23 protein-coding genes are annotated in these 23,206 nt (G+C 63.7%); 12 read left to right on the forward strand and 11 right to left on the reverse strand.

Annotated features, from left to right (window positions below):
• The 12 genes from VF672_RS10630 to VF672_RS10685 all read left to right on the forward strand — a co-directional run.
• A partial coding sequence (locus tag VF672_RS10630; protein ID WP_331104451.1) for a type VI secretion system baseplate subunit TssF occupies positions 1-220 on the forward strand: 220 nt, incomplete at its 5' end.
• Positions 184-1,329, forward strand: a complete 1,146-nt coding sequence (gene tssG / locus VF672_RS10635; protein ID WP_331104453.1) for a type VI secretion system baseplate subunit TssG — start codon at positions 184-186, stop codon at positions 1,327-1,329. The genes VF672_RS10630 and tssG, both read left to right, overlap by 37 nt.
• Positions 1,298-1,846, forward strand: coding sequence for a type VI secretion system lipoprotein TssJ (tssJ, locus tag VF672_RS10640; protein ID WP_331104455.1), 549 nt, complete (start codon positions 1,298-1,300; stop codon positions 1,844-1,846). The genes tssG and tssJ overlap by 32 nt, the downstream gene beginning before the upstream one ends.
• 3 nt (positions 1,847-1,849) lie before the next feature.
• Positions 1,850-2,290: a type VI secretion system baseplate subunit TssE gene (gene tssE, locus VF672_RS10645; protein WP_331104457.1), complete on the forward strand. Its 441-nt coding sequence runs from the start codon at positions 1,850-1,852 to the stop codon at positions 2,288-2,290.
• An 18-nt stretch (positions 2,291-2,308) separates the two neighbouring features.
• Positions 2,309-3,016 carry a type VI secretion system ImpA family N-terminal domain-containing protein gene (locus VF672_RS10650; RefSeq protein ID WP_331104459.1) on the forward strand — a complete coding sequence of 236 codons (708 nt, stop codon included), beginning with the start codon at positions 2,309-2,311 and terminating at the stop codon, positions 3,014-3,016.
• Positions 3,017-3,251: 235 nt separating this feature from the next.
• Positions 3,252-3,884: a biliverdin-producing heme oxygenase gene (locus VF672_RS10655; RefSeq protein ID WP_331104461.1), complete on the forward strand. Its 633-nt coding sequence runs from the start codon at positions 3,252-3,254 to the stop codon at positions 3,882-3,884.
• Positions 3,874-6,090, forward strand: coding sequence for an ATP-binding protein (locus VF672_RS10660; RefSeq protein WP_331104464.1), 2,217 nt, complete (start codon positions 3,874-3,876; stop codon positions 6,088-6,090). The genes VF672_RS10655 and VF672_RS10660 overlap by 11 nt, the downstream gene beginning before the upstream one ends.
• A 131-nt stretch (positions 6,091-6,221) precedes the next feature.
• Positions 6,222-7,463 (forward strand): MFS transporter, encoded by a 1,242-nt coding sequence (locus VF672_RS10665; protein WP_331104466.1) that lies wholly within the window; start codon positions 6,222-6,224, stop codon positions 7,461-7,463.
• 159 nt (positions 7,464-7,622) lie between these two features.
• Positions 7,623-8,897, forward strand: coding sequence for a HAMP domain-containing sensor histidine kinase (locus VF672_RS10670; RefSeq protein WP_331104468.1), 1,275 nt, complete (start codon positions 7,623-7,625; stop codon positions 8,895-8,897).
• Between the two features lie 968 nt (positions 8,898-9,865).
• Positions 9,866-10,054, forward strand: coding sequence for a hypothetical protein (locus VF672_RS10675; protein ID WP_331104470.1), 189 nt, complete (start codon positions 9,866-9,868; stop codon positions 10,052-10,054).
• 174 nt (positions 10,055-10,228) lie between these two features.
• The gene (locus VF672_RS10680) at positions 10,229-11,656 is read left to right on the forward strand and encodes an ATPase domain-containing protein (RefSeq protein ID WP_331104471.1); all 1,428 of its coding nucleotides are present in this window, start codon (positions 10,229-10,231) and stop codon (positions 11,654-11,656) included.
• 45 nt (positions 11,657-11,701) lie between these two features.
• Positions 11,702-12,064, forward strand: a complete 363-nt coding sequence (locus tag VF672_RS10685; RefSeq protein WP_331104473.1) for a response regulator — start codon at positions 11,702-11,704, stop codon at positions 12,062-12,064.
• 15 nt (positions 12,065-12,079) lie between these two features.
• On the opposite strand, the gene VF672_RS10690 is transcribed toward VF672_RS10685, so the two are convergent.
• The 11 genes from VF672_RS10690 to VF672_RS10740 all read right to left on the reverse strand — a co-directional run bounded on the left by VF672_RS10690 (position 12,080) and on the right by VF672_RS10740 (position 22,061).
• The gene (locus VF672_RS10690; protein ID WP_331104475.1) at positions 12,080-12,754 is read right to left on the reverse strand and encodes a DUF3313 domain-containing protein; all 675 of its coding nucleotides are present in this window, start codon (positions 12,752-12,754) and stop codon (positions 12,080-12,082) included.
• A gap of 264 nt (positions 12,755-13,018) precedes the next feature.
• A complete protein-coding gene (locus VF672_RS10695) occupies positions 13,019-13,255 on the reverse strand; it encodes a hypothetical protein (RefSeq protein ID WP_331104477.1) in 237 nt (78 codons plus the stop codon).
• Between the two features lie 94 nt (positions 13,256-13,349).
• Positions 13,350-14,141 carry an amino acid ABC transporter ATP-binding protein gene (locus tag VF672_RS10700; protein WP_331104478.1) on the reverse strand — a complete coding sequence of 264 codons (792 nt, stop codon included), beginning with the start codon at positions 14,139-14,141 and terminating at the stop codon, positions 13,350-13,352.
• Positions 14,134-14,784 carry an ectoine/hydroxyectoine ABC transporter permease subunit EhuD gene (gene ehuD, locus VF672_RS10705; protein ID WP_331104480.1) on the reverse strand — a complete coding sequence of 217 codons (651 nt, stop codon included), beginning with the start codon at positions 14,782-14,784 and terminating at the stop codon, positions 14,134-14,136. The genes VF672_RS10700 and ehuD overlap by 8 nt, the downstream gene beginning before the upstream one ends.
• Positions 14,781-15,461, reverse strand: coding sequence for an ectoine/hydroxyectoine ABC transporter permease subunit EhuC (ehuC, locus tag VF672_RS10710; RefSeq protein WP_331104482.1), 681 nt, complete (start codon positions 15,459-15,461; stop codon positions 14,781-14,783). The genes ehuD and ehuC overlap by 4 nt, the downstream gene beginning before the upstream one ends.
• Before the next feature lie 256 nt (positions 15,462-15,717).
• Positions 15,718-16,590 (reverse strand): ectoine/hydroxyectoine ABC transporter substrate-binding protein EhuB, encoded by an 873-nt coding sequence (ehuB, locus tag VF672_RS10715; RefSeq protein ID WP_331104484.1) that lies wholly within the window; start codon positions 16,588-16,590, stop codon positions 15,718-15,720.
• A 64-nt stretch (positions 16,591-16,654) separates the two neighbouring features.
• Positions 16,655-17,560 (reverse strand): aliphatic sulfonate ABC transporter substrate-binding protein, encoded by a 906-nt coding sequence (locus VF672_RS10720; protein ID WP_331104494.1) that lies wholly within the window; start codon positions 17,558-17,560, stop codon positions 16,655-16,657.
• Positions 17,561-17,819: 259 nt separating this feature from the next.
• Positions 17,820-18,341 (reverse strand): peptide-methionine (S)-S-oxide reductase MsrA, encoded by a 522-nt coding sequence (gene msrA, locus VF672_RS10725; RefSeq protein ID WP_331104486.1) that lies wholly within the window; start codon positions 18,339-18,341, stop codon positions 17,820-17,822.
• Between the two features lie 118 nt (positions 18,342-18,459).
• Positions 18,460-19,434 (reverse strand): GlxA family transcriptional regulator, encoded by a 975-nt coding sequence (locus VF672_RS10730; protein ID WP_331104488.1) that lies wholly within the window; start codon positions 19,432-19,434, stop codon positions 18,460-18,462.
• A gap of 190 nt (positions 19,435-19,624) precedes the next feature.
• Positions 19,625-20,293, reverse strand: coding sequence for a HAMP domain-containing sensor histidine kinase (locus VF672_RS10735; protein WP_331104490.1), 669 nt, complete (start codon positions 20,291-20,293; stop codon positions 19,625-19,627).
• A 394-nt stretch (positions 20,294-20,687) separates the two neighbouring features.
• Positions 20,688-22,061 (reverse strand): LLM class flavin-dependent oxidoreductase, encoded by a 1,374-nt coding sequence (locus VF672_RS10740; RefSeq protein WP_331104492.1) that lies wholly within the window; start codon positions 22,059-22,061, stop codon positions 20,688-20,690.
• Between the last annotated feature and the right edge of the window lie 1,145 nt (positions 22,062-23,206).

Genomic DNA, 23,206 nt, shown 5'->3' on the forward strand with positions numbered 1-23,206 from the left:
CGAGAAGGGCTTTCTCCTGCGGGGCGTGGACATCGAAGTGACCCTGGACGCCAACGGCTTTGCCGGCGAGGGCGACATCTGCCTGTTCGGCGAAATGCTGCATCGGTTCTTCGCGCTGTACGCCGACATCCATCTGTTCACTCAGATCACCCTGATCCTGCAACCGACCGGGAGGAGCCTGCGATGGAGCGAAAACCACAGCCAGCGGATTCCCGGTTAAGGGCCGCGGCATGGCTCGATGCCGTGCAGGGGCGAGTGGCCGAAGCCAGCGTCTATCGCTTCTGCCAGTTGCTGGAAAACGCCGCGCCCGGTCACCCGCCGTTAGGCAGCACGGAACACCCGGCGGACGACCTGGTGCGCTTTCGCCCCGATCCCGGCATGGGCTTTCCGGCCAGTGAACTCAAGGCGCTGGAGTGGTCTTCCGTGGATCAGACCTTGCCCGCCACGGTGCGCACGCGGCTGCTCGGCCTCTATGGCGTGGATTCGCCGCTGCCCACGCATTACCTCGACGACATCGCGCAACGGCGTGAAGGTCACGAGGCGTTGCAGGCCTTCCTCGATATCTTTAACCACCGCGTCTTCACCCAGTACTACCGGATCTGGCGCAAGTACTCCTACCCGGCGTCGTTTGCACCCGCCGGCGCCGACCCGACGTCGCAGTGCCTGTTCGGGCTGATCGGACTGGGAATCCCCGGCACGGCGAAACGTATCGCCACGCCGCTGTCGCGCTTTCTGGCGTTGCTCGGCGTGATGCGCCTGCCCACTCGCAACGCCGAGGGTATTTCGGCGCTGGTGGGGTTGCTGGCGGCTCACACCCAGGCCTCGATAACGCCGCACTGGCCGCGCAACATGGTGTTGGACTTCCCTGCCAGCCTGTCATCCACGCGGCCGGTGAGCCTGTCCCAGGGCACTCCACTGGGCAGTATGGGCTGCGACGTGAACAGCGAGTTCAGGCTGACGCTTTTCACCGCCGACCATGACGAGGCGCCCCAATGGTTGCCCGGCGGCGGGCTGCACCGAGATCTGCTGGTGCTGTTGAAGGCGTACCTGGGCTGGCGTTGTACGGTGCGGCTGCAGTTGTCGTTGCCGATCGCGTGCCTGCCGGTGTCCGCGCTGAGCGCCGGCGGGGTGCTCCTGGGCATGACCGCCGGGCTCGCGTTGCACGGGCGCGCCGTCGGGAGAAGCGGCCCCGTCAAAAGCTCGACTCATGACCCACGCACCACGCCTGACACCATCCTTATCCATCTGGGCCGATATCAAGGGCTCCACGCCACTTCACAGGTAGGAAAGACCGCTCATGTCGCGTACCCCTTTCATCGCTTTCTTTAGGGCGTTGCCCACTGTTGCCCTCGGGCTGCTCGTCAGCGGCTGCGGGGTGACGCAAAGCGTGTCCGAGTCCACCGCCACCTTGAGCCGCGCTATTTTTCACAAACAGGTCAGAACGCTGCACCTGGATTTTGAAGGGCGCCTGGCGCTGAACACCGAAGCCACGGACATGCGCGCGCTGTCGGTACCCGTGATGGTGCGGGTGTACCAGCTGCGCGATGGCAAATCGGTAAGCAACGCTACCTACGACGACCTGCTGCGCGACGCTGATCGCCTCCTGGGCGCTGACCTGCTGGAGCAGCAATCGCGAGTGATCAGGCCCGGAGAGGGCGCGCAGCTGGATGTGCCGCTGAATGAACAGGCCGGGGTGATCGCCATCGTGGGGTTGTTCCGCGAGCCCGACCTGCAGCGCAACGACTGGCGTCTGCTGCTCACCCGCGACGACCTTGATCCGGATCGGCCCCGGGTCGTCGAACTGGGCGAACAGCGGCTGACGCTGCGCCCCTGGGCCGAGGACTAAGCCATGACCGAGCTCAACCCCTCGCTGTACGAAACCCTGCTGCAGAATTTCAGTGGCGAACTCGATCTTTGCCACGTGGCGGAGGACGATCAATACGTGCTCTCGGTGATGGATAACCTGCAGCGCATTCTCAACAGCCGGGCCGGCACCCTCGCTCATTTGCCCGATTACGGGCTGCCCGACATGGGCACCGTGCTTGAAGGATTGCCCTCTGCCGCCCACGGGCTGATGCGGACCATCGCCGACACCTTGCTCAACTACGAGCCCCGTCTGGTTTCCTTGCAGATCGAACTGTTGCCGCAGACGCAGCCGGGCCATCTGGTCTACGCCCTCGACGCCAGGCTGGAAGGCGAGCGGACCGCGACGTTCGGCACCACGTTGAGCCCGGAGGGAAGGGCGGTGGTGCGCCACCTCAAGCGCCATGACCTGCAGGCCCGACCTTGAGCCGGGCAGGAGCGGGCGATGACCGCGCTCAATGACAAGCGGATTCGGCCCGCAGGCGACCCGCGCGAACTGCCCGACTTCCAGCGGTTGTGCAAGGAGATCGCCAGACTCGGCCACCCGGCCTGCCCGGATGTCGATTGGCGCACCGTCGAGCAGTGCAGCGTTGCGTTGTTCGCCAGCCACGGGGCAGACCTGCAAAGCGCCGCTGCCTACGCGCTGGCGCGCAGTCATCTGGAAGGTCTGGGAGGGCTGTCGGAAGGCATAACGCTGATTGAAACGCTCTTGCGCGACGGTGCCGAACCCTGGCCGCGCAGCGTGGCGGCGCAGGTGGACATTCTCGGCGGGCTCCTCGGCCAACTCCAGACCGTGCTGCGGGGAACCGAGGTCGATCCCGGTGACCTGGCTCGCCTCGGCCTTCTGGGCGAACAGCTCGACCTTCTGCACCTGCGCTTGATTGCCCGAGGCCTGGGGCCGATCAGTACGCTGGAAGGGTTACGCCAGCAGCTCGCCCAGCTCGCCTCACGCAAGGCCCGCGACGCTCAGGCTTCGGCACCGGTCGCGCAAAACGTCACCCGCGGCTCACCGGTTCTTGCCCCATTACCGCCCCGTCCCGAAGGCGCTCCGCCATGCTTCACACCTGTCAGGCCCCGCGCCCGCAAGCGCCGAGCGGTGTGGGTGGCGGGCGTTCTCGTCGCCGCGCTGCTAGTCCTGCTCGCATTGTCCTGATCGCATTTGCCGGGCACTGACTTCGTGCGCAGCTCATTGCTGTTCAACACGCCGCCGTCGCACCGCAGGCACAGACGGCAGCCCTGACAGACTGCCGTTCAGCCGAACGCTCGGATTAACCTGTCCGCTATATTTACAGCCATGCACTGCGTCCATTAGTGTGCGCGCATCACTGCCTTAACATCGCGGCTGCCGCTGGTTCAGGCACGTCCGCTCAGACCGGACACCTTTGCCCTTGGTTGAAATCACCCTCGAGTTGCCCAGCATTGGCGTTTCGCAGCCGCCTGTCAGTGTGCTGCAGCAATTGCGCACGGCGACCGGCCCCCGGCACATGGCGCTTGAAGCCAGGCTGCCGCTGACCCACCCGCAGCTTGACCTTGGCACCTACACACGAATCATCCAGGCCTATTACGGTTTCCATCTGCCCTTGCAGCAGTCGATGGAGCGCTTCCTTGCGCCTCAGCCCATTGAGCCGGCTCGCCAGAAGATTCCCGCGTTGATCAAGGATTTACACGCCCTGGGCTTGAATGATGTGCAAATCCTGGCGTTGCCCCAGTGCCGCGAGCTGCCGGCCATAAACAGCGTCGCCCAGCTGCTTGGCGTGATGTATGTCATGGAAGGGGCTACGCTGGGGGGCCAGGTGCTGCGCCGCATCATCGCCGACAGGCTCGGCGTCGATGCCGACAGCGGTGGCGAGTTTCTTGATGTATACGGTCGCGACACCGGGCGCTTGTGGAAGGCCTTCCTCAAGCAGTTGGCCGACTTCGATACGCCCCTGCACAACGCCGAGCTTGTGCAGTCGGCGTGCTTCACCTTCGAATGCTTTCAAATGTGGCTGGAGCGAGCGGGAGTGCTCAATGGCGCTTAACGACACGCAGACCATGGACGACGTGCTGGACAGCTGTGCCAACGAACCCATTCGCATTCCTGGCGCCATCCAGCCTCATGGCGTACTGCTGACCCTTCTCGAAACGGACTGGACGGTGCAACAGGTCAGCGGCAATGCCTGGCACATGCTGGGTATCGCCAGCGACGTGCGGCCGGGCGACGCACTGGCGCGCTGGGTGGGTCAGGCGCAGGCCGACGCCTTGCGCGACGCGGCGCAGGACGCCGATCTGGCCAGTCTCGACCCCTTGCCGCTGCAGTTCGGCGGGCAGGCATTCGATGGTCTGCTGCACCGCCACGACGGCCTGCTGTTTGTGGAACTGGAACCCGTCGCCACACAAGCGTCGGCAGACGGGCTGGGACCGCGCCTCACGCGCACGTTAAGGCGTCTGCAATCGGCCCGGTCGCTGGATGATCTGTACGCCATCAGCGTCAGTGAAATCCGTGCACTGACGGGCTATGACCGCGTGCTGATTTACCGCTTTCAGGAGGAAGGCCATGGTCAGGTGATTGCCGAATCGGCCACCGCCGACCTGGACGCCTACCTGGGGCTGTTTTTCCCCGCCACCGACATTCCGCAGCAGGCCCGTGAGCTGTACCGGCTGAACTGGCTGCGCATCATCCCCGACGCCGCGTATGTGCCCGCGCCGCTGCTGCCAGCGTTGCGCCCGGACACCGGCGAGCCGCTGGACATGAGCCACGCAGTGCTGCGCAGCGTGTCGCCGATCCACTGCCAGTACATGCACAACATGGGCATCCGCTCCTCAATGAGTATTTCCCTGCTCAAGGATGACCGCCTGTGGGGCTTGATCAGCTGCGGCAATCGGGAGCCGCTGCAGGTTCCGCACACGCTGCGCGCGGCCTGCCAGACCATCGGCCAGGTGCTGTCGATGCAGATCAGCCTGCTCGAGGATCAGCACATTCAGCGTGAGCGACTGGCCAAGCACCACATGCTCGACCGTTTTTCCCGTGCGATGAGCGAGGCGCCCGACGATGTTTACAACGGCTTGCTCGAACATTCCCAAGCACTGCTTACACTGGTTGACGCCAGCGGTGTGGCGGTGATCATCGACGGTCAGGTGCACCTGATCGGGCAGTGCCCGACGGCAGAGCAGGTGACCGCGTTACAGCAATGGCTGCAGACCATGGCCAGGCCGGTGTTCGAGTCGGCCAGCCTTGGCGCGGTGTTCCCCGAAGCGCAGGCCTATTCCCGCGTGGCGAGCGGTTTGCTGGCGTTCAGCTTGCCCAAACCGGTGGCCAATGCGGTGCTGTGGTTCCGCGCCGAGGTCAAGGACAGCGTTCGGTGGAGCGGCAACCCGGACACGTCCAAGCGGGTGATCAATGATCGTCTGCAACCGCGCGAATCCTTTGCCGCCTGGAAACAGCAGGTCGACGGCAGGGCCAGAAGCTGGAGCGCCGGTGACCTCTACGCCGTATCGGACCTGCGCCGCTCGGCGCTGGAGGCGGACCTGTCACGCCAGGTTCTGCGCGAGCAAGACGCCGTGCGCGCCCGCGATGAGCTGGTGGCCGTGGTCTCCCACGACCTGCGCAGCCCGCTGACCGTCATCGTCATGCAATGCGGCATGATGCAGCGGGTGATTGCCGCCGACATCACCCCGTCCTCGAAGCGTCTGAACTCGGCCATCGAGACCCTGCAACGGGCGTCGATGCGCATGACCCGCCTGCTGGAGGACTTGCTGGACACCTCGAAGATCGAAGCCGGCCGCTACTCCATCGACGCCCAGCCGCTGGAAATCAGCCAGTTGTTCGATGACGCCTGGTCACTGCTCACGCCGCTGGCGCTGCACAAATTCATCGACCTGACCTTCAAGGTCGAGCCGGACCTGAAGATCTTCGCCGACCCGGAGCGGATGTTTCAAGTGCTGTCCAATCTGGTCGGCAATGCGATCAAGTTCACGCCCAAGGCTGGCACAGTGAGCGTCACGGCGGTGGCGGAGGGCGACAACGTGGTGGTCAGCGTGATGGATTCCGGTGCAGGCATCGCCGCTGACCAGCTGCCCCACGTGTTCGAGCGCTACTGGCGCATCCGCGAAGGCAATCCGAGCGGCACGGGCCTGGGTCTGTACATCTCTCAAGGGATCGTCAAGGCCCACGGCGGCGAGTTGACGGCCACCAGCGAGGAAGGCGCGGGCGCGGAATTTCGTTTCACGGTGCCGCGCCTTTCATGAAGTCCCTGTCACGCGCCGGCGGTAGGCAGTTGGGGTATTCCTGCGCGGAATCGGCCGCATAAAAAACATGAATTTTATTTATGGCCGTTAGCCCTCTACCGTGAACGCATTCCGTTCACGGTGAAGCCGTCATGCCCGCGCCATTCGAGCCCCAACCCCCATCACCGCCCTCCATCGTTGAAGAGCACTGGCAGCGCAACCTCGCCGTGTGCGTGTTCGGTGCGTTCACCACCATCGTCGCCATGACCCTGCTGCTGCCGTTTCTGCCGCTGTACGTCGAGCACTTGGGCGTCAGTGATCCGGCCGCCATCGTGCAATGGTCGGGTGTGGCGTTTGGCGCAACCTTCCTCTCGGCGGCGTTCACGGCGCCGCTGTGGGGACGATTGGGTGACCGCTACGGGCGCAAGTTGATGCTCATCCGTGCCAGCCTGGGCATGGCGGTGGCCATGTCGCTGATCGGGCTGGCAGAAAACATCTACCAATTGGTCGGGCTGCGGCTGCTGGCAGGGTTGCTCGGCGGGTATGCCTCCGGGGCGACTATTCTGGTTGCGACGCAGACGCCCAAAGCCCGCACCGGCTGGGCGTTGGGCATGCTGTCGTCGGGGATCATGGCCGGAAACCTGACCGGGCCTCTAATCGGCGGGCTGTTGCCGCCGCTGATCGGCATCCGCAACACGTTTTTCCTGGCCGGCGGCGTGATCTTCCTGACCTTTCTGGCGACGCTGTTCTTGATGAAAGAAGCGCCACGGCCCCCGCGCCAGAAGGGCACGGGCAAAGCGCCTGCGGTGCGGGTGTGGGATGTCATCCCGGACAAGAAGCCGGTGCTGACCATGTTGGTGGTGGCGTGTCTGGTGATGTTTTCGATCATGTCCATCGAGCCCATCATCACCGTGTACCTGACCCAGTTGCACAGCGACAACGTGACGCTGATGGCCGGGCTGGTGATGTCGGCCACTGCGCTGGCCAGCGTGTTGTCGGCCGCGCGCATCGGCAGGCTGGCCGACCGCATCGGTCACTGGAAAGTGGTCGTCGGTTGCCTCAGCGCGGCGGCGGTCCTGTTGATCCCCCAGGCATTCGTCAGCCATGCCTGGCAACTGGTGCTGCTGCGATTCCTGATGGGCATTGCCCTGGGCGGCCTGCTGCCGTGCATTGCAGCGATCATTCGCCATTCGGTGCCCGACGCCGTGGCCGGACGCATGCTCGGCTATTCGACGTCCTGCCAGTACATCGGCCAGGTGCTGGGGCCACTGACCGGCGGCTACCTGGGCGGGCATTTCGGCATGCCCGTGGTTTTCATCGTCACGTGCGTGCTGATGGGCGGGTGCGCGGGCGGTATGCTGCTGATGCGGCCGAGCGCTGGCGCGGTGCGATAAGAGCGGTCCGGGAGCGCTCGGCGGCGGCTTCGGATTCCAGTGGGAACAGCAATTACCGGGCAGCGCGCACCGTTTGACAAAACCATGACATCACGCATCGGATAATCCGCGCCGGCGGGGCATTGCCCCAGATTCGAGTACCGCCATGCACGGACCTTCATGGACATCAAACACAGCCTCAAGCAGCGGATCGTCATTGTCTTCGCGTTGATGAGCACGCTGGTCGCCGGGGTTTTCGCCGTCGGCATCATCGCCACCGTGCACCTGGTCGAAAAGCGCCTGACGACCATGAGCCTGAGCGGCAACCTCCACCGTTTGCTGGCGCTGGACAGCATCGATGACTGGCGTCACCGTCCGGACAAAGACGAGTTGTTTTACGCCGACGAGGGTGTCGGTGACCTGGCCATGAGCGATGATCTCAAGGGCCTGCGGCCTGGGTTTCAGCCATTCTTTCGCGGCAAGAAAGCCTATTACGCCATGGTCGCGGAGGTGAACGGGCGCCATTACGTGCTGCTGCGCGATCAGCGCAAATTCGAGAAGCGGGAACGTATTCTGTTCGGTGTGGTGCTGGTCGGCTTTGTCCTCAGCGTGCTGTTGGCCGTGCTGTTGGGTCGACTGCTCGCGTCCCGGGTGATTACGCCGGTGTCACGCCTCGCCGGTCAGGTGCGTCACCGGGATCAATTGCTGGAAATGGCGCCCGTGCTCGCCAGCGACTACGCCAGCGATGAAGTGGGCGCGCTGGCCAGATCTTTCGACGAAACCCTGGGTCGCCTGCGGGCCGCGCTGAGTCGCGAGAAGCTGTTTACCAGCGACGTCAGCCATGAGCTGCGCACGCCGCTCATGGTGCTGGCGACCTCCTGCGAGTTACTGATGGAGTACCCGGCGCTGGATGATCGCTCCCGCGCCCAGGTCAAGCGCATCGGGAAAGCCACGGCGGGCATGAATCAGCTGGTCGAAACCTTTCTGCTGCTGGCCCGCACCGAAGGTAAAAATGTGCCCCAGGGTCAACGCTCTTCCATGAAGCAGATTGCCGACGAATTGGTCGAGACCTGGCGCCCTCAGATTGAGGCAAAAGGTCTGAGTTTCATTTACCAGCAGGTTGAAGTCGATGGCGACGTGCACAACGCACCTTTGCTGCGCTCGGTCATGGGCAATCTGCTGCGCAACGCCTGGCATTACACCGATCAGGGCTTCATCCACCTGACGCTGCGCAGCGATGGGTTCAGCGTCGAGGACAGCGGCATCGGCATCCCCCTGGAAAAACAGCAGGCCATGTTCCAGCCCTTCGTGCGCGGCGATGAACAGCGCGGGGAGGGGCTTGGCCTTGGTCTGTCTCTGGTGCAGCGAATTTGCGCCAACCAGCACTGGACAGTGACCCTCACCAGCCGCGATGACGGGGGCTGCTGTTTCACCGTGTTGCTGAGGCCGGTGTAAGCGCCCTCAACTCTGCGGTGTAACGCCCGACGCCTTCCCGGCTAAAGCCAGTCCCACTGAATGCACACCGTGTTTTAGTGAGACCGGCATTAGCCGGGAAGAGGCCGGTGTCAGCGCCCTAAATCTGCGGTGTGACGCCCCACGCTTTCCCGGCTAAAGCCAGTCCCACTGAATGCACGCCGTGTTTTTAGTGGGACCGGCTTCAGCCGGGAAGAGGCCGGTGTCAGCACCCTCAACTCTGCGGTGTAACGCCCGACGCTTTCCCGGCTAAAGCCAGTTCCACGGGATGCACGCCGTGTTTTAGTGGGACCGGCTTCAGCCGGGAAGAGGCCGGTATCAGCGACGTAAATCTGCGGTGTGACGCCTGACGCTTTCCCGGCTAAAGCCAGTCCTACTAAGCGCGCGGTGTATCAGTGGGACCGGCTTCAGCCGGGAAGAGGCCGGTGTCAGCGGCCTGAATCTACAATGTGACGCCCGACGAATTCCCGGCTAAAGCCAGTCCCACTGAATGCAAGCCGTGTTTGTAGTGGGACCGGCTTCAGCCGGGAAGAGGCCGGTTTCAGCGACCTGAATCTGCGGTGTGACGCCCGACGAATTCCCGGCTAAAGCCAGTCCCACTGAATGCACACCGTGTTTGTAGGGGGACCGGCTTCAGCCGGGAAGAGGCCGGTGTCAGCACCCTCAACTCTGCAGTGTGACGCCCGACGAATTCCCGGCTAAAGCCAGTCCCACTGAACGCACGCGGTGTTTTAGTGGGACCGGCTTCAGCCGGGAAGAAGCCGGTGTCAGCGCCCTGAATCTGCAGTGTGACGCCCGCCGAATTCCCGGCTAAAGCCAGGCCCGCCAAGCATGCGGTGTGGCGGGCAAGGCGCGCCCATGGACAATGCTCACTCCACTGGTCCGATCAACCGCACGAAGTGTCCGCCGCTGTGCTCCAACCCGTTGCCTCCCTCTATGGACCCGCGACCATGTGCCCTGTTAGCCCATCACTCGAGTGCGGCCCTGCTGACGATCTACCGGCAGGCCACGACGACACGCCCGAATACCCCTTGTCCGCGCCCATCAAGCCCGACGATCCGGAGCGCCAAAGCGAGCAGTCCCAGGCCGAGACCGAAGGGTGTGCGCCGGAAGCGGACGACGCGCCGATCGATCGTTAATCGCCCCTGTGCATCGGTTCGCCGCCGGCATCTGTCGGCGAATACGGGTGCAACTGCAATGGAAATTGATGATTGGGCTTGGAAAGCATTCTCAAAAACGGAAGAATGGCCGATTAGTCGCGCACATATCCCGCAACATTCACGACGCCAATACCGCGGCGGAGGAAGCAAAATTTGAACCAGCTAAAACGCCTTCAGAGCGGAATTGAAGGGCTTGATGAGCTGCTGATGGGCGGTTTCGTTGCCGGATCCTCCTACATCATTCAGGGTCGACCAGGTTCCGGCAAAACCATCCTGGCCAACCAGATCGGTTTTAATCACATCCGTAACGGCGGGCGCGTGCTGTTCGCGACGCTGCTCGCCGAACCCCACGAACGGCTGTTTCAGTTCCTCTCGACCATGAGCTTTTTCGACAAGGACCGGGTCGGCGACCAGATCCAGTTCGTCAGCGCCTTCGACACCATGGAAAACGACGGCCTCGATGAAGTGGTCAAGCTGCTGCGCCGGGAGATCGTCCGTCAGAAGTCCACCGTGATGATCCTCGACGGCCTACTCAACGCGCGCTCCAAGGCCGAGTCCTCGCTCAACACCAAACGCTTCATTTCCGAACTGCAGGGCCATGCCGCCTTCGCCGGTTGCACGGTGTTCTTCCTCACCAGCTCGCAGCTGGACGACGGCAGCCCAGAGCACACCATGGTCGATGGCGTCCTGGAGATGGGCGAAGAGCTGGTCGGCAATCGGTCCGTGCGCCGCATCAAGTTGCGCAAGACCCGTGGCAGCGGCGCGATTCCCGGTGCCCACGAATGCGAGATCACCGAGAACGGCCTGGTCGTGTACCCGCGCCTGGAAAGAATCATCACCCACTCGGCCCTGCGTGACAGTGCAGAATTCAGAGTCATCCCCAGCGGTATCGACGCGCTGGACCCGTTGATGGGCGGTGGTCTGGTGGAGTCGTCGGTAACGTTGCTGCTCGGCCCCTCTGGCACCGGCAAGACCACCTTTGGCCTTAACTTTCTGGCGCGTTCGACGCCGCAGGCGCCGGGGTTGCTGTTCGGTTTCTACGAGTCGCCCCAGCGTCTGCGGATGAAAGCAGCGGCGCTCGGGCTGGATTTCGAGACGCTGGAACGCTCCGGTGCGCTGCACATTGCGTGGAAATCGCCGACCGCCGAGCTAATCGACAAACTCGCCGTGGACCTGCTGCGCATCGTCGAACAGCAAGGCATCAAACGCGTGTTTCTCGACAGCCTCGGTGGCATGGCCCGCGCCTCGGCCGATCAGACCCGGATTCTCGCCCTGTACAACGCCTTGATGAGCGAGCTACGCGCCCGCGGCGTGACGGTGGTGGCGAGTTGGGAGATCTCCGGCTTGATCGGCGGCAGGATCGACGCCCCGACGCCGGACTTGTCCGGCATGGTGGACAACCTTTTGCTGATCCGCTTCGCCCAATCAACCGCGGGGCTGACGCGGCAACTGTCGATTCTCAAAATCCGTGATAACCCCTACGACCCGGCCCTGCTGGACGTCTTGATCGGCGAGCAGGGTCTGACTGTGAAAAAGGCTGCGTTCCATGCCATCGACGATTCAGGCAATGCAACGGCGTAGAAGTCGTTATCGACCCGATGATCGCTCGCTCGCGCGGAGGGTTGCATGACCACCATTCTGATTGTCGACGATGAATACCTCATCGCCGACATACTGAGCTTCGCGCTGGAAGACGAAGGCTACCTGACCGTCACTGCCGGCAGCGGACAGAAGGCGCTGGGGATCCTCGACCGCGAGCGGCCGCAACTGATCATCACCGACTACATGATGCCGGGCATGAACGGCATCGAACTGGCCGAAGCGGTGCGCCAGAACCCGACCCTGGGGCAAATCCCCATCATGTTGATGAGCGGTGCCCAGTCTCATCTGGGGATTGCCCGACCGGACCTGTTCAGCAAGGTGATCGACAAGCCGTTCGAGATCCGCGCCGTGCTTGAGGCTGTACGCGTACTGTTAGGCGCGGACTAGGGCCAGTCGTTTGGGTCAATTCTTCGCCTTAAGGGTCTCGTAACTCAGGCGCAGGTCCGTGGCCCATCCGTCGAGCACCGGCTTGACGGCATCGAGTGTCAGTTGCGTGGTGTCGTTTTCCAGCGGGGTCCCGCTGCCTTTGCGCACCACCTGGGCCAGCACCTTTTGCGTGTCGGCGTCGAGAAACGCTGCCTCGGTGGCGATTTCGACAGACTGATCCCGGCCACCAGCCGCCGTGTTTACGGCGGCGGCCACCAGCGCTATGGGCACCACCTCATAGGGCTTCAGGCCTTCGGTGCTGGTCGACACGGCAGTGATCGCCGGGCGCACGATGAGGGTGTCGGGCCCGGGCCCGCTGGCGATGCGCAGGCTCTTGCCGAGTTCGCGTTGCAGCGCGGTATCAAAATACCGGGTGATGGACTGCAGGGCTTGCGCCGAGATCACCGCAGTCGGCTGAGGCCTGGGGTAAAACTGACTGGGCTCGATGTAGACCTGGCGGTAGGTGCTCAGCTTCACGTCCGGGTCTACCCAGCGCATGACCGGCGCGCCGGTTGCACTCTGCGCCGGCGTGAGGCGGCTGTAATCCTTGAGAAAGCCCGAATACTGACTCGGGTCGACCTGAAAACTGGCGCAACCGCCGAGTGCCAGAATGGCGCTTGAGAGCAGTGCCGCGAGCACCGGCATTTTCATGGTGTGACTCCCTTCGTTGTGTCCAGCGGGCTGGGTCTTTGTGTGCCCGGCTGCCAGGGGCAACGGGCAGCCCACGAGGACGCAGAACATGCGGCACAACAGCTGAACACAAGCGCGCCTGGCTGAGCGATCCGTGGTGCTCAAGCAACGCTAGCAGCTAATGGCATTGCCGCCAGTGTGCTGAATCGATGAAGGGAAAATACGGCAGGTTAAGAGGGAAGTGGACAGCAGAAGCCGGGCGGCGCTGGGACCGCCCGGATGACCTCAACGGCCGTCGGCGACCTTGCGTTCGATTTCAGCCGACTTCTTGTTCAGTTCTTCGACGTCCTGTTCCTTGGCCCGGGTGGAGGTCGGCGTGATGACTTTGTCCACGGCGCGGGTGTCTTCGTCGGCGTTATTGAGGTCTCGCTGAACCACGTTGACAGGCTTGCCGGCGCTGTCGAGGGTCGGCGCGTCAGGCTGCACAACGTCGCGCGGGTCGACGGGGGTGTCGTTGCTCATGGATGCATCCTCGGTGTGGGTATGCACGTTGGATGTGCGGGTGCCCGGCGAGTTCGCGTTTTTTTTCGATGCGGCGTCATCGACCAAGCGTCCGTCAACGCTGCTCGACCTGATTCAGAAAGCGTCGGGTGCGCTCGTTGTGCGGATTGGTCAGGACGTCAGTCGCCGAACCATCCGCGACGATGCGCCCGGCCTCCATGAACAGCACGCGGTCGGCGATGTCCCGGGCGAAGTTCATTTCGTGGGTCACCAGCAGCATGGTCATCTGTTGTTCGTGGGCGATGGCCCGAATCACCGCCAGCACTTCACCGACCAGTTCCGGATCAAGCGCGGAGGTGACCTCGTCGAACAGCATCACCTGGGGCCGCATGGCCAGCGCCCGGGCGATCGCCACGCGCTGCTGCTGGCCGCCGGACAGTTGCGCCGGATAGGCATCGGCCTTGTGGCTCAAGCCGACCAGCCCGATGTATTGATGGGCGCGCTCCAGGGCTTCTTCGCGGCTCAGCTTGAGCACTTGGAGCGGCGCTTCGGTGACGTTCTCCTGCACGGTCAGGTGCGGGAACAGGTTGAACTGTTGGAACACCATGCCCACGCGGTGCACCACCGGCGTTTTTTTCGCGCCCGGCCAGTGCCAGCCGGCGGAGGTGGCGGGCACCGGCGCGCCGGCCACCTCGATGCTGCCGTGCTGATAAGCCTCCAGTCCCTTGATCAGGCGCAGCACCGTGGATTTTCCCGAACCGCTGGGGCCGATCAGCGCGACTTTCTGGCCGGCGGGAATGCTCAGGTCAAGATGGTCGATGACCCGTGTCGCGCCGAAGTTTTTTACCACTTGCTTGAGGATGATCTGCGGCGCAGGGCCGGGCAGGGCGTGTGCGAGATCAGACATGGCTGCGCCTCTCGAAATATTTGAACAACAGGGAGGTGGGCACGCTGATCGCCAGGAACATGAGCGCCATCACCGTGTAAGGCTCGTTGTAGCGATACGTCATGCCGGCGATCTGTTTCGCCGCCTGAAACAGCTCGGGAATGGTGATGACCGCCAGCAGCGGAGTTTCCTTGAACATCCCGATCAGGTAATTGCCAAGCACTGGCAGCATTGGCTTGAGCGCCTGGGGCAGGACGATCCGTCGCCACGTGGTCGCACTGTCGAAATCCAGGGCCCTGGCCGCTTCCCATTGACCGGCCGGTACACCTTCGATGGCGCCGCGAAAGGCTTCGGCGATATACGCCGCGTAGTACTGCCCCAGCCCGATCACCCCGGTGGAAATCGCCGGCAGGGTCAGCCCGGCCAGCGGCAGGGCAAAGAACAGCACGTACAGTTGGACCATCAGCGGCGTGTGCCGGAAGAAGCTCAGGTAGCCGGCGCTCAGGCGTTGCACCACCGCATGTTTCGAGCGCTGGGCAATGGCGAGCAACAGGCCGAGCAGCACCGCCAACAGAAACCCGAGGACCACCACTTGCAGCGTCACCAGCAGTCCGGCAAACAGGTCCGGCACGATGGACCAGGCGAAGGCGTAATCGAAGTTCATGACGCCACCGCGCGACGCCAGTGGGTGACGCGTCTTTCATAGCGCTTGACCAGCCAGCTGAGTGGCCAGGCCATGACGAAATAACACACCAGTACGATGCTCCAGATCAGCGTTTGCTGGCCCAGCGTGGTGATCAATTGACCGCCGGAGAAGGTCAGGTCGCTGAGGGTAATCAGCGACACCAGCGACGTGGTCTTCAGCAACTCGACCAGTTGATTGCCCATCGGCGGCAGCATGAACGGCAAGGCCTGGGGCAGGATGATCCGGCGAAACGCGGTGATGCCATTGAAGTCCAGCGCTTTGATGGCGTCGCGTTGTCCCTGGGCGACATTGCTCAGGGCCGAGCGCACGATCTCCGAGCCGTACGCCGAGAAGGTCAGTCCCAGGCCAAGCACGGCGGTGGTCATCGGCGCCAGGGTGATGCCGAACAGGGGCAGGATGAAAAACAGGTAGAACAGCAGCACCAATGCGGAGATGCCGCGCAGGATCTCCACATACACCGTCGCGATCCAGCGCAGCGCGCGCCACGGTGACAAACGCATCAGCGCGATAACGAACGACATCACCACCACGACCACTTGGGCGAAGACGGTGATCTGGAGGGTGACAAGTGCGCCGTTGGCCAGCTGGCGAGCGACGAAACGCGTGGTTTCCACGGTGAAGGCATCAAAAAGCATGGGCCGTACTCGTATGGGTTGGGGCCGTCATGTCAGGGGCGCAAAGCCCGCAGCACGTGGGCGCTGCGGTTGAAGGGGCTGAGAAACTTCCCGGCTGAAGCCGGTGCCACTGAATGCGTGCGGTCTGTAGGACCGGCTTCAGCCGGGAAGAGGCCCGTGCTGGCGCCCTCGATTTTGCAGTGTGCCCACCGACGCCTTCCCGGCTAAAGCCGGTCCCACAATGGCGCCGGCATCAGCGCAGGCATCGGCATTCGCATCAGCGGTTGCAGCGTTGCTCGGCAGTCACGTCTGCGGGGGGCAGTTCGTTTTCGGTGTAGCCGTATTTCTGCAGGATCTTCAGCAGCTCGCCCGAGGCGCGCAGCCTGGCCAGTTGCTCGTTGAACGCCTGGGTGAACGCCGGGTCGTTTTTCGGCAGGCCATACGCGTGGTAATTCCAGGTCGGTTTGCCCTCGGCGTCGGGGATCTGTTCGAAAGGCAGAGCACGTTCGACCGGTGTGCCTTCGGCTTTCTTCAGCAGGCCAATGATTTCGGCATCCGGGAAATACACCACGTCGATGCGATCCGCCTGCAGGGCGGCGAGTGCTTCGGTGTCCTTGTCGAATAGCACGACGTTGCCGGTGCTGATGCCGCTGTCTTTGGCTTCCTGAACCTGATTGCTGCCGGGTTGGGTGGCCAGCCGCGCCTTGCCGTTGGCGGCGACGTCCTTGAGGCTGTGCAGCTTCAGCGGGTTGCCGGCCTTGACCAGAAACGCGCCGCCGGAGCGGGTCACCGGGTTGGAGTAGCCAATGACCTTGCAGCGCGCCGGGTTGATGAACAGGCCGGCACCGATCAGATCGAAACGCCCCGCCGCGAGCCCCGGCACCAGCGAGCCGAACTCGGTGATCGGCAGTTCAACCTTGCTGATGCCTAGAGGCTCGAGAATGGCGCGAAGGATCTCAACGTTGGCGCCGACGATCTTCCCGTCGGTGCCGACGTACGCATACGGCTGCTCGTTGGCGATACCGGCGGTCAGGCCCTGACTGCGGCCCTTTTCCAAAAGCCCGGCGACGGCGGACAGTGAAAACGCGGCATTCAGCAACAGGGCGGAGCCAAGGACGACAGACAACGACAGCGGTTTTAAGCCTTTCATCAAGTGCGCTCAATAGTGGGAATAAAGGGTCAGGTGCAGCGCTTGGCGACGCCAGGCGCTCGGTTCAGGGCGTCCAGATGTCCACGTCCCTGGCATCCACAGCATTGGGCAGCAGCCCTGCCTTGAAGAAGGCATCGGCGATCTTCTGTTGCTCGCCCAGTTGATCCGCTTTCACCGGCTCGACCTGATAGCTGCGGTGCGCGTTGGCCGCCTCGACGGTTTCAACGTCCAGATTGCCCCACAGTGGGCCGAGCACCTGCGCGGCGTCACGCGGGTGGCCTTTGATCCAGGCGCCTGCCTGCTGCAGCTGCTGGTACACCCGCTTCAGCACCTCCGGATGGGCCTGGGCGTAGGGGGTGCTGCTCAGGTAATAGCGTTTGTAACTGGCCAGGCCGACGCCGTCGGTCAAGAGGCGCGTCGGCAATTGCCGCTGCACGCTGCTTAGGAATGGTTCCCAGGTCACCCATGCGTCGACCTTGTCGTTTTCCAGAGCCGCGCGGCCATCGGCCGGGGACAGGTACGCCGGCTGGATATCGGAGAACGAAAGATCGGCCTTGTTCAGCGCGGCAATCAACAGGTAATGGGTACCGGCAGCCTTGGTCACTGCAATCTTTTTGCCTTTCAAGTCCGACAGCTGGTGGATCGCCGAGTCATTGCGCACAACGATGGCCTGGGCTGTGGGCGAAGCCGACTCTTGGGCGAAATAGGTGAGCCTGGCCCGCGCCGCCTGGGCGAAGATCGGCACGGTGTCCGCGACGTCGGCGCTGATGTCGACGTTGCCGACGTTCAAGGCTTCCAGCAAGGGCAGGCCGCTGGGGAACTCGTGCCAGGTCACGTCGATGTTGTCCTTGCCCAGCGCTTGTTCCAGGGTGCCCTGAGTCTTGAGCAAGGTCATCAACGTGGACGATTTCTGATAGCCGATGCGCACCGTCTCGCGCGCCTCTGCTGACAGCGCGACCCCGCTCGCCATCGAAGCGACCAGGCTGGCGAAGAACGCGTTGCGAATGAAAGTGCCGACAGAGAGGCGAGAAGTGGGCATGGCTGACTCGTGGCGTGAGTGAGGCGCGAAAGCGCGCAAGCCACAAATCATAATGTTCTAAAAAGGTTTGGCTAAATATCGTTTGGTTATTAGTTTATGCACTGATGCCGTTGGGCAACCGCATCGCGGCGCTAAAGGTCAGCCTGAAGGGGACCGCTCTGGCACGGGGTCCCCGGCGGGGTGAGTCGAGTCAGGCCGTCTTGGCCTGGTCGCGCTTGGGCAGTTTCCAACCCGCCCGGATGAAATGGCAGGTGTAACCGTTGGGGATGCGCTCCAGGTAATCCTGGTGCTCGGGCTCGGCTTCCCAGAACGGCCCGGCCGGGGCGATTTCAGTCACGACCTTGCCCGGCCACAGGCCCGACGCGTCAACGTCGGCCACGGTGTCCAGCGCCACGCTTTTCTGCGCCTCGTCGAGGTAGAAGATCGCCGACCGGTAGCTCACGCCAAGGTCGTTCCCCTGACGATTCGGCGTCGACGGGTCGTGAATCTGGAAGAAGAATTCGAGGATCTGGCGGTAGGAAATCTGCTCGGGGTCGAAGACGATCTCGATGGCTTCGGCGTGGGTGCCGTGGTTGCGGTAGGTGGCGTTTTCGACGTCGCCACCTGAGTAGCCGACGCGGGTCGACAGCACGCCGGGGTAGCGACGCAACAAGTCCTGCATGCCCCAGAAGCAGCCTCCGGCAAGCAGCGCGGTTTCGGTATGGGTGGTCATGGGAAGTCCTTCCAGCTGTTGAACGGTGTGTGTCAGATAAGCCGTGCAGTGTGCTCGTCTGCTAAAGGTCGGCGCAACGGCCGCGCCTGATGATCAGATGATTGACGCGCGCACTCGTTCAGTCGCCCCCGAACTGCTGACGGTACTGGCTGGGCGTCATGCCGATACGCTCGCTGAACGCCTTGCGCATGTGCCGCGCGCTGCCAAAGCCGCAGCGACAGGCGACGACCTTGAGCGGCAGGTCGCTGCCTTCGAGCAGTTTGCGCGAATGATCGATGCGCGCGTTGAGCAGAAACTGCATGGGCGTCAGGCTGACCTCGCGCTGGAACGCCCGGGCGAAGTTGCGCGGGCTCATCGCCGCCAGGTCCGCCATGCGTTGCACGGTATAGGCCTCATCGATGTGATCGACGACATGGGCCTGCACCCGGGCAATGGCGCTGTCGTCCCGCGGCACCGCCGCCAGCAAAGGGCCGTAAGGGGTTTGTCCGCCCTGGCGTTTCATGACCACCAGCAGCACTTTGGCCACTTCCAAGGCGACCTCTTTGCCATGATCCTCGGCGACGATGGCCAGGGCCATGTCGATCCCGGCCGTGATGCCTCCGGACGTAATCAGATTGCGGTCCACCACGTAGATTTGCTCGGTTTCGACGCGCGACGCCGGGAAGCGCCGTGCCAGGCGTTCGACGTAGTTCCAGTGGGTGGTGCAGCGATAGCCATCGAGCAGGCCGGCGTCGCCCAGCAGAAACGCGCCGGTGCAGATAGCGCCGAAACGACGCGCGCCTCGCGCTGCGCCGGGCAACCAGGCGGTGATCTGAGGATGGCTGACGCCGTACGCCCCCGGCCCGCCGGGGACCAGCAGCAGGTCGATGTCGGCTGGCAGGTCGTGCAGCGCCAGGTCCGCCTGCACCTTGAGGCCGCAGGAGCTGCGGACAAGCAGCGGGCGCTCGGCGACGGTGATCAGTCGGTACTGTTTTTCCGGGGCCAGCAGTCGATTGGAGATCGAAAAAACGTCCATGGGGCCGGTGACGTCGAGCATGAGCACGTCGTTGAACAGCACCATCGCCACTGTCTTTTGCTTGGGAATGTCGAGCATGCCTCGGTCGCCTATTCATGGCCACCCTCGCCAACGGCAGGGGGCACGAGCCTGAATCCAGGCGGCATTCTAGGGGATTGCGCGAACGAATGTGAATGATTGGCGTTTGGTGACGTCCGGCCTGCTCATTGCAGATCAGGCAGGGCCGGGCTAGGTGCGATCCAGGACCGGGCCGCTGGCGGGCGGCGGGTCAGTAACAGCAGGTCGGCAACTGAAAGCGGATGCGTGCCCCGCCGCAGGAAGAGGCCTGCGCCCAGATGCGCCCCTTGTGCGCGTCGACCACCGAGCGACAGATCGCCAGCCCGACGCCCAGGCCACGGTTCTTGGTGGTGTAGAACGCGCCAAAAATCTGCTCGCGGCGGTCGGCCGGGATGCCCGGGCCGTTGTCTTCGATGCACACCTCGACGCCATCGTTGAGGGTGAACGAGTTGATGCGCAACACCGCCCCGTCGCGCCGGGATGCGGCCATCGCTTCGACGGCATTGGTGATGAGATTGACCAGCAACTGCTGCAACTGCACGGCATCGGCGACAATGGATTGTTCAACGCGTAGCCCGGTTTCGAGTCGCACCCGTTGCGCGGTGAGCGCAGGCTGGGTGAGGCGAATGGCTTCGCGAATCACGTCATCAATTTTCAAAATCTGCGGCTGCAGCGGTGATTGCCGGGCCAGCGCGCCCAGGGCCTTGACGATGTTGGCGGCGCGCTCGCAACCGGCGCGAATGTCTTTCAAGCCGGCGATGGCTTCTTCGATATCCGGCACGTCGCGCTGCAGCCAGCGCAGGCTCGCGGCGGCATTGGCAGCGATGCCGAGCAGGGGCTGGCAGATTTCGTGGGCGATGGAAGCGCTGAACTCAGCCATCTTGCGGGCATGAACACTGTGCGCGTAATCGCTTTGTGCGGCGGCCTCTTCAGCGCAGGGGGCCGCGCGGCGCACTGCAGGCGGCGTCGATGCGCGCGCTGACGGATGCCGGATTGCCTGCGGCCAGAGGTGCTCCGCTGGCTGCGGGAAGGGCGTGTAGCGAGCAGATTGATGTTCGTCCAGCATCGTCGCCCCCGGCGGTTCGAAGTGCAGTGCTGCGTTGCGCTTGAGTATACGCAGCGTGTCAGGCTTGAAACCTGGGCGAGGGCGCTTTGGCAGAAACGGGCACCCTGATGTCCGTCAGGGTACCCAAACGGGTGAACGAAAGCCGACCTGGCTGCGCAAATGGATCGAGCACGCCGGCGCTTTGCCCTGGGCGGCGGCGGGCCAGCCGTCACGTCGCCTGCAAAGCCGCGCGCTTGAGGGTTGCCGGATGAGCCGGAAAGGGCAGGCCAAGGCGTTCGCGCAGGGTGCTGCCGCTCGGGCCATCGGCAGGGACCAGGCCGCGGCGTTTGAGCTCCGGCAGGATCAGCGCGATGAAATCGTCCAGGCCCTCGGGATAGGTCGGCGGCAGAATGTTGAAACCGTCCGCGCCATAGCCCTCGAACCATGCCTGCAACTGGTCCACGACTTCCTCGGGCGAGCCGACCAGTGTCCAGTGACCGCGTGCTCCGGCCAGCCGCAAGTACAGTTCGCGAATGCTCAGGCCTTCGGCGGCCAGTTGCAGCACCAGCTGCTGCCGGCTTTTCGAGGCGTTGGTGGCGGGCAGGTCCTGGGGCAGCGGACCGTCCAGAGGCAGGTGCGAGAGGTCGACGCCCCCGAGCAGCCCGGACAGCAAACTCAGGCCGACCTCCGGGTGCACCAGGTTCTGCAGGCGTTGGTGTTTGGCGTGGGCCTCGGCGGAGGTCGGCGCGGTGAAGATCGTCACCCCCGGCAGAATCTTGATGTGCTCGGGGGAGCGCCCCAGCACCGCCGCCCGGGACTTGATGTCGCGGTAAAACGCCTGCGCGTCGCCGAGCGTTTGATGCGCCGCGAAGATGGCTTCGGCGGTGGCCGCCGCCAGGGCGCGCCCATCCTCCGACGCACCGGCCTGCACCAGCACCGGCTTGCCCTGGGGCGAGCGCAGTACGTTCAGCGGCCCGCGCACATGAAAATGCTCGCCGCGATGGTCAGCAAGGTGCAGTTTGCTGCGGTCCAGAAACACGCCGCTGTCCTTGTCCAGCAGCAGGGTGTCGTCCTCCCAGCTGTCCCACAGTTTGTCGACCACCTCGTGAAACTCCCGGGCCCGGCTGTAGCGGTCGGCGTGGGCGGCCTGCTCGCCGTGATGCGCGCCGCCAAAGTTCTTCGCCGCGTCCGGGTCGCTGCTGGTGACCAGGTTCCAGCCCACGCGGCCGCCACTGATCTGGTCGAGGGAGGCGAACTGCCGGGCCAGGTTGAACGGCTCGCTGTAGCTGGTGCTGGCCGTGGCAATCAGACCAATCCGCGAGGTCACGGTGGCCAGTGCCGACAATAGCGTCAATGGCTCGAAGCTCAGGCTCGGGGCGATGACCCGGTCGAAGCTCGGCGCATCGATGCCCCTGACGGACACACTGTCTGCTAGGAACAGCGTGTCGAAACCGGCCGCTTCGGCCTTGCGGGCCAGGTCGATGAAGTGCGCCAGCCGAATGCCGGCGTCGGCCTGGGCACCGCTGTCGCGCCACGCGGCGATGTGATGCCCGGTGGCCCGCAGGAAAAGGCCGAGCTTGAGCGTTTCTGTGCGTTGCGTCATGGGGTGGCTCCTGGATCGGATCGGATCGGGACGGGCGATGCGCGCGTCAAGGCTTGCTCCGGTGTGCGAATCGGCCGGCGCGCAGTGCGCTGGAGATAGCAAGGCGTATGCCCACCGCGCGGCATGGGGCGAGCCGCGAAACGACGAAATATAGAAAAGCCTGCCGTGACAATGCCTTGGCCGATCGGTCGGACTGCCTGTGTCCGCCGTCGCTGCTCGTCGCTGCAGCCGCGTGACAGCGCAAGCCGTTGTCACTGTTGCTGGAGCAACAGCTGTCCATCAGTTGCCATTGAAAACAAACAGTTACACAGCGTAGCGACGCTCCCCAGCCAATCACGCGGGCCTTTAATGTGTCACCACTGACGTCTTCCCGGCTGAAGCCGGTCCCACAGGTTAGATGCGGTGTGTTCAGTGGGACCGGCTTCAGCCGGAAAGGGGCCCGTCCGGACACCCTCAATGTTGCAGCGTGGCCTCTGACGTCTTCCCGGCTGAAGCCGGTCCCACAGGGGAGATGCGGTGCTCAGTAGGACCGGCTTCAGCCGGGAAAGGGCCCGTCCAAGCAACGGAGATTTTGCAGTGTGCTCACTGACGCCTTCCTGGCTGAAGCCGGTCCCACAGGGTGCTGCGGTGTGTTTAGTGGGACCGGCTTTAGCCGGGAAGGGGCCCGTCCTAGCAATGGAGATTTTGCAGCGTACCCACTGACGTCTTCCCGGCTGAAGCCAGTCCCACAGGGGAGATGCGGTGCTCATTAGGACCGGCTTCAGCCGGGAAAGGGCCCTTCCAAGCAACGGAGATTTTGCAGTGTGCTCACTGACGTCTTCCCGGCTGAAGCCGGTCCCACAGGGGAGATGCGGTGTGCTCAGTGGGGCTGGGTTCAGCCGGAAAGCGCCCGTCCGGACAGCCTCAATTTTGCAGCGTGCCATCTGACGTCTTCCCGGCTGAAGCCGGTCCCACAGGGGAGATGCGGTGGGTTCAGTGGGACCGGCTTCAGCCGGGAAGGGGCCCGTCCAAGCAACGGAGATTTCGCAGCGTGCCCACTGCCGTCTTCCCGGCTGAAGCCGGTCCCACACGGGAGATGCGGTGCTCAGTAGGACCGGCTTCAGCCGGGAAGGGGCCCGTCCGGACACCCTCAATGTTGCAGCGTG

This window comes from Pseudomonas sp. (genome assembly GCF_036387035.1).
Lineage (GTDB): Bacteria > Pseudomonadota > Gammaproteobacteria > Pseudomonadales > Pseudomonadaceae > Aquipseudomonas.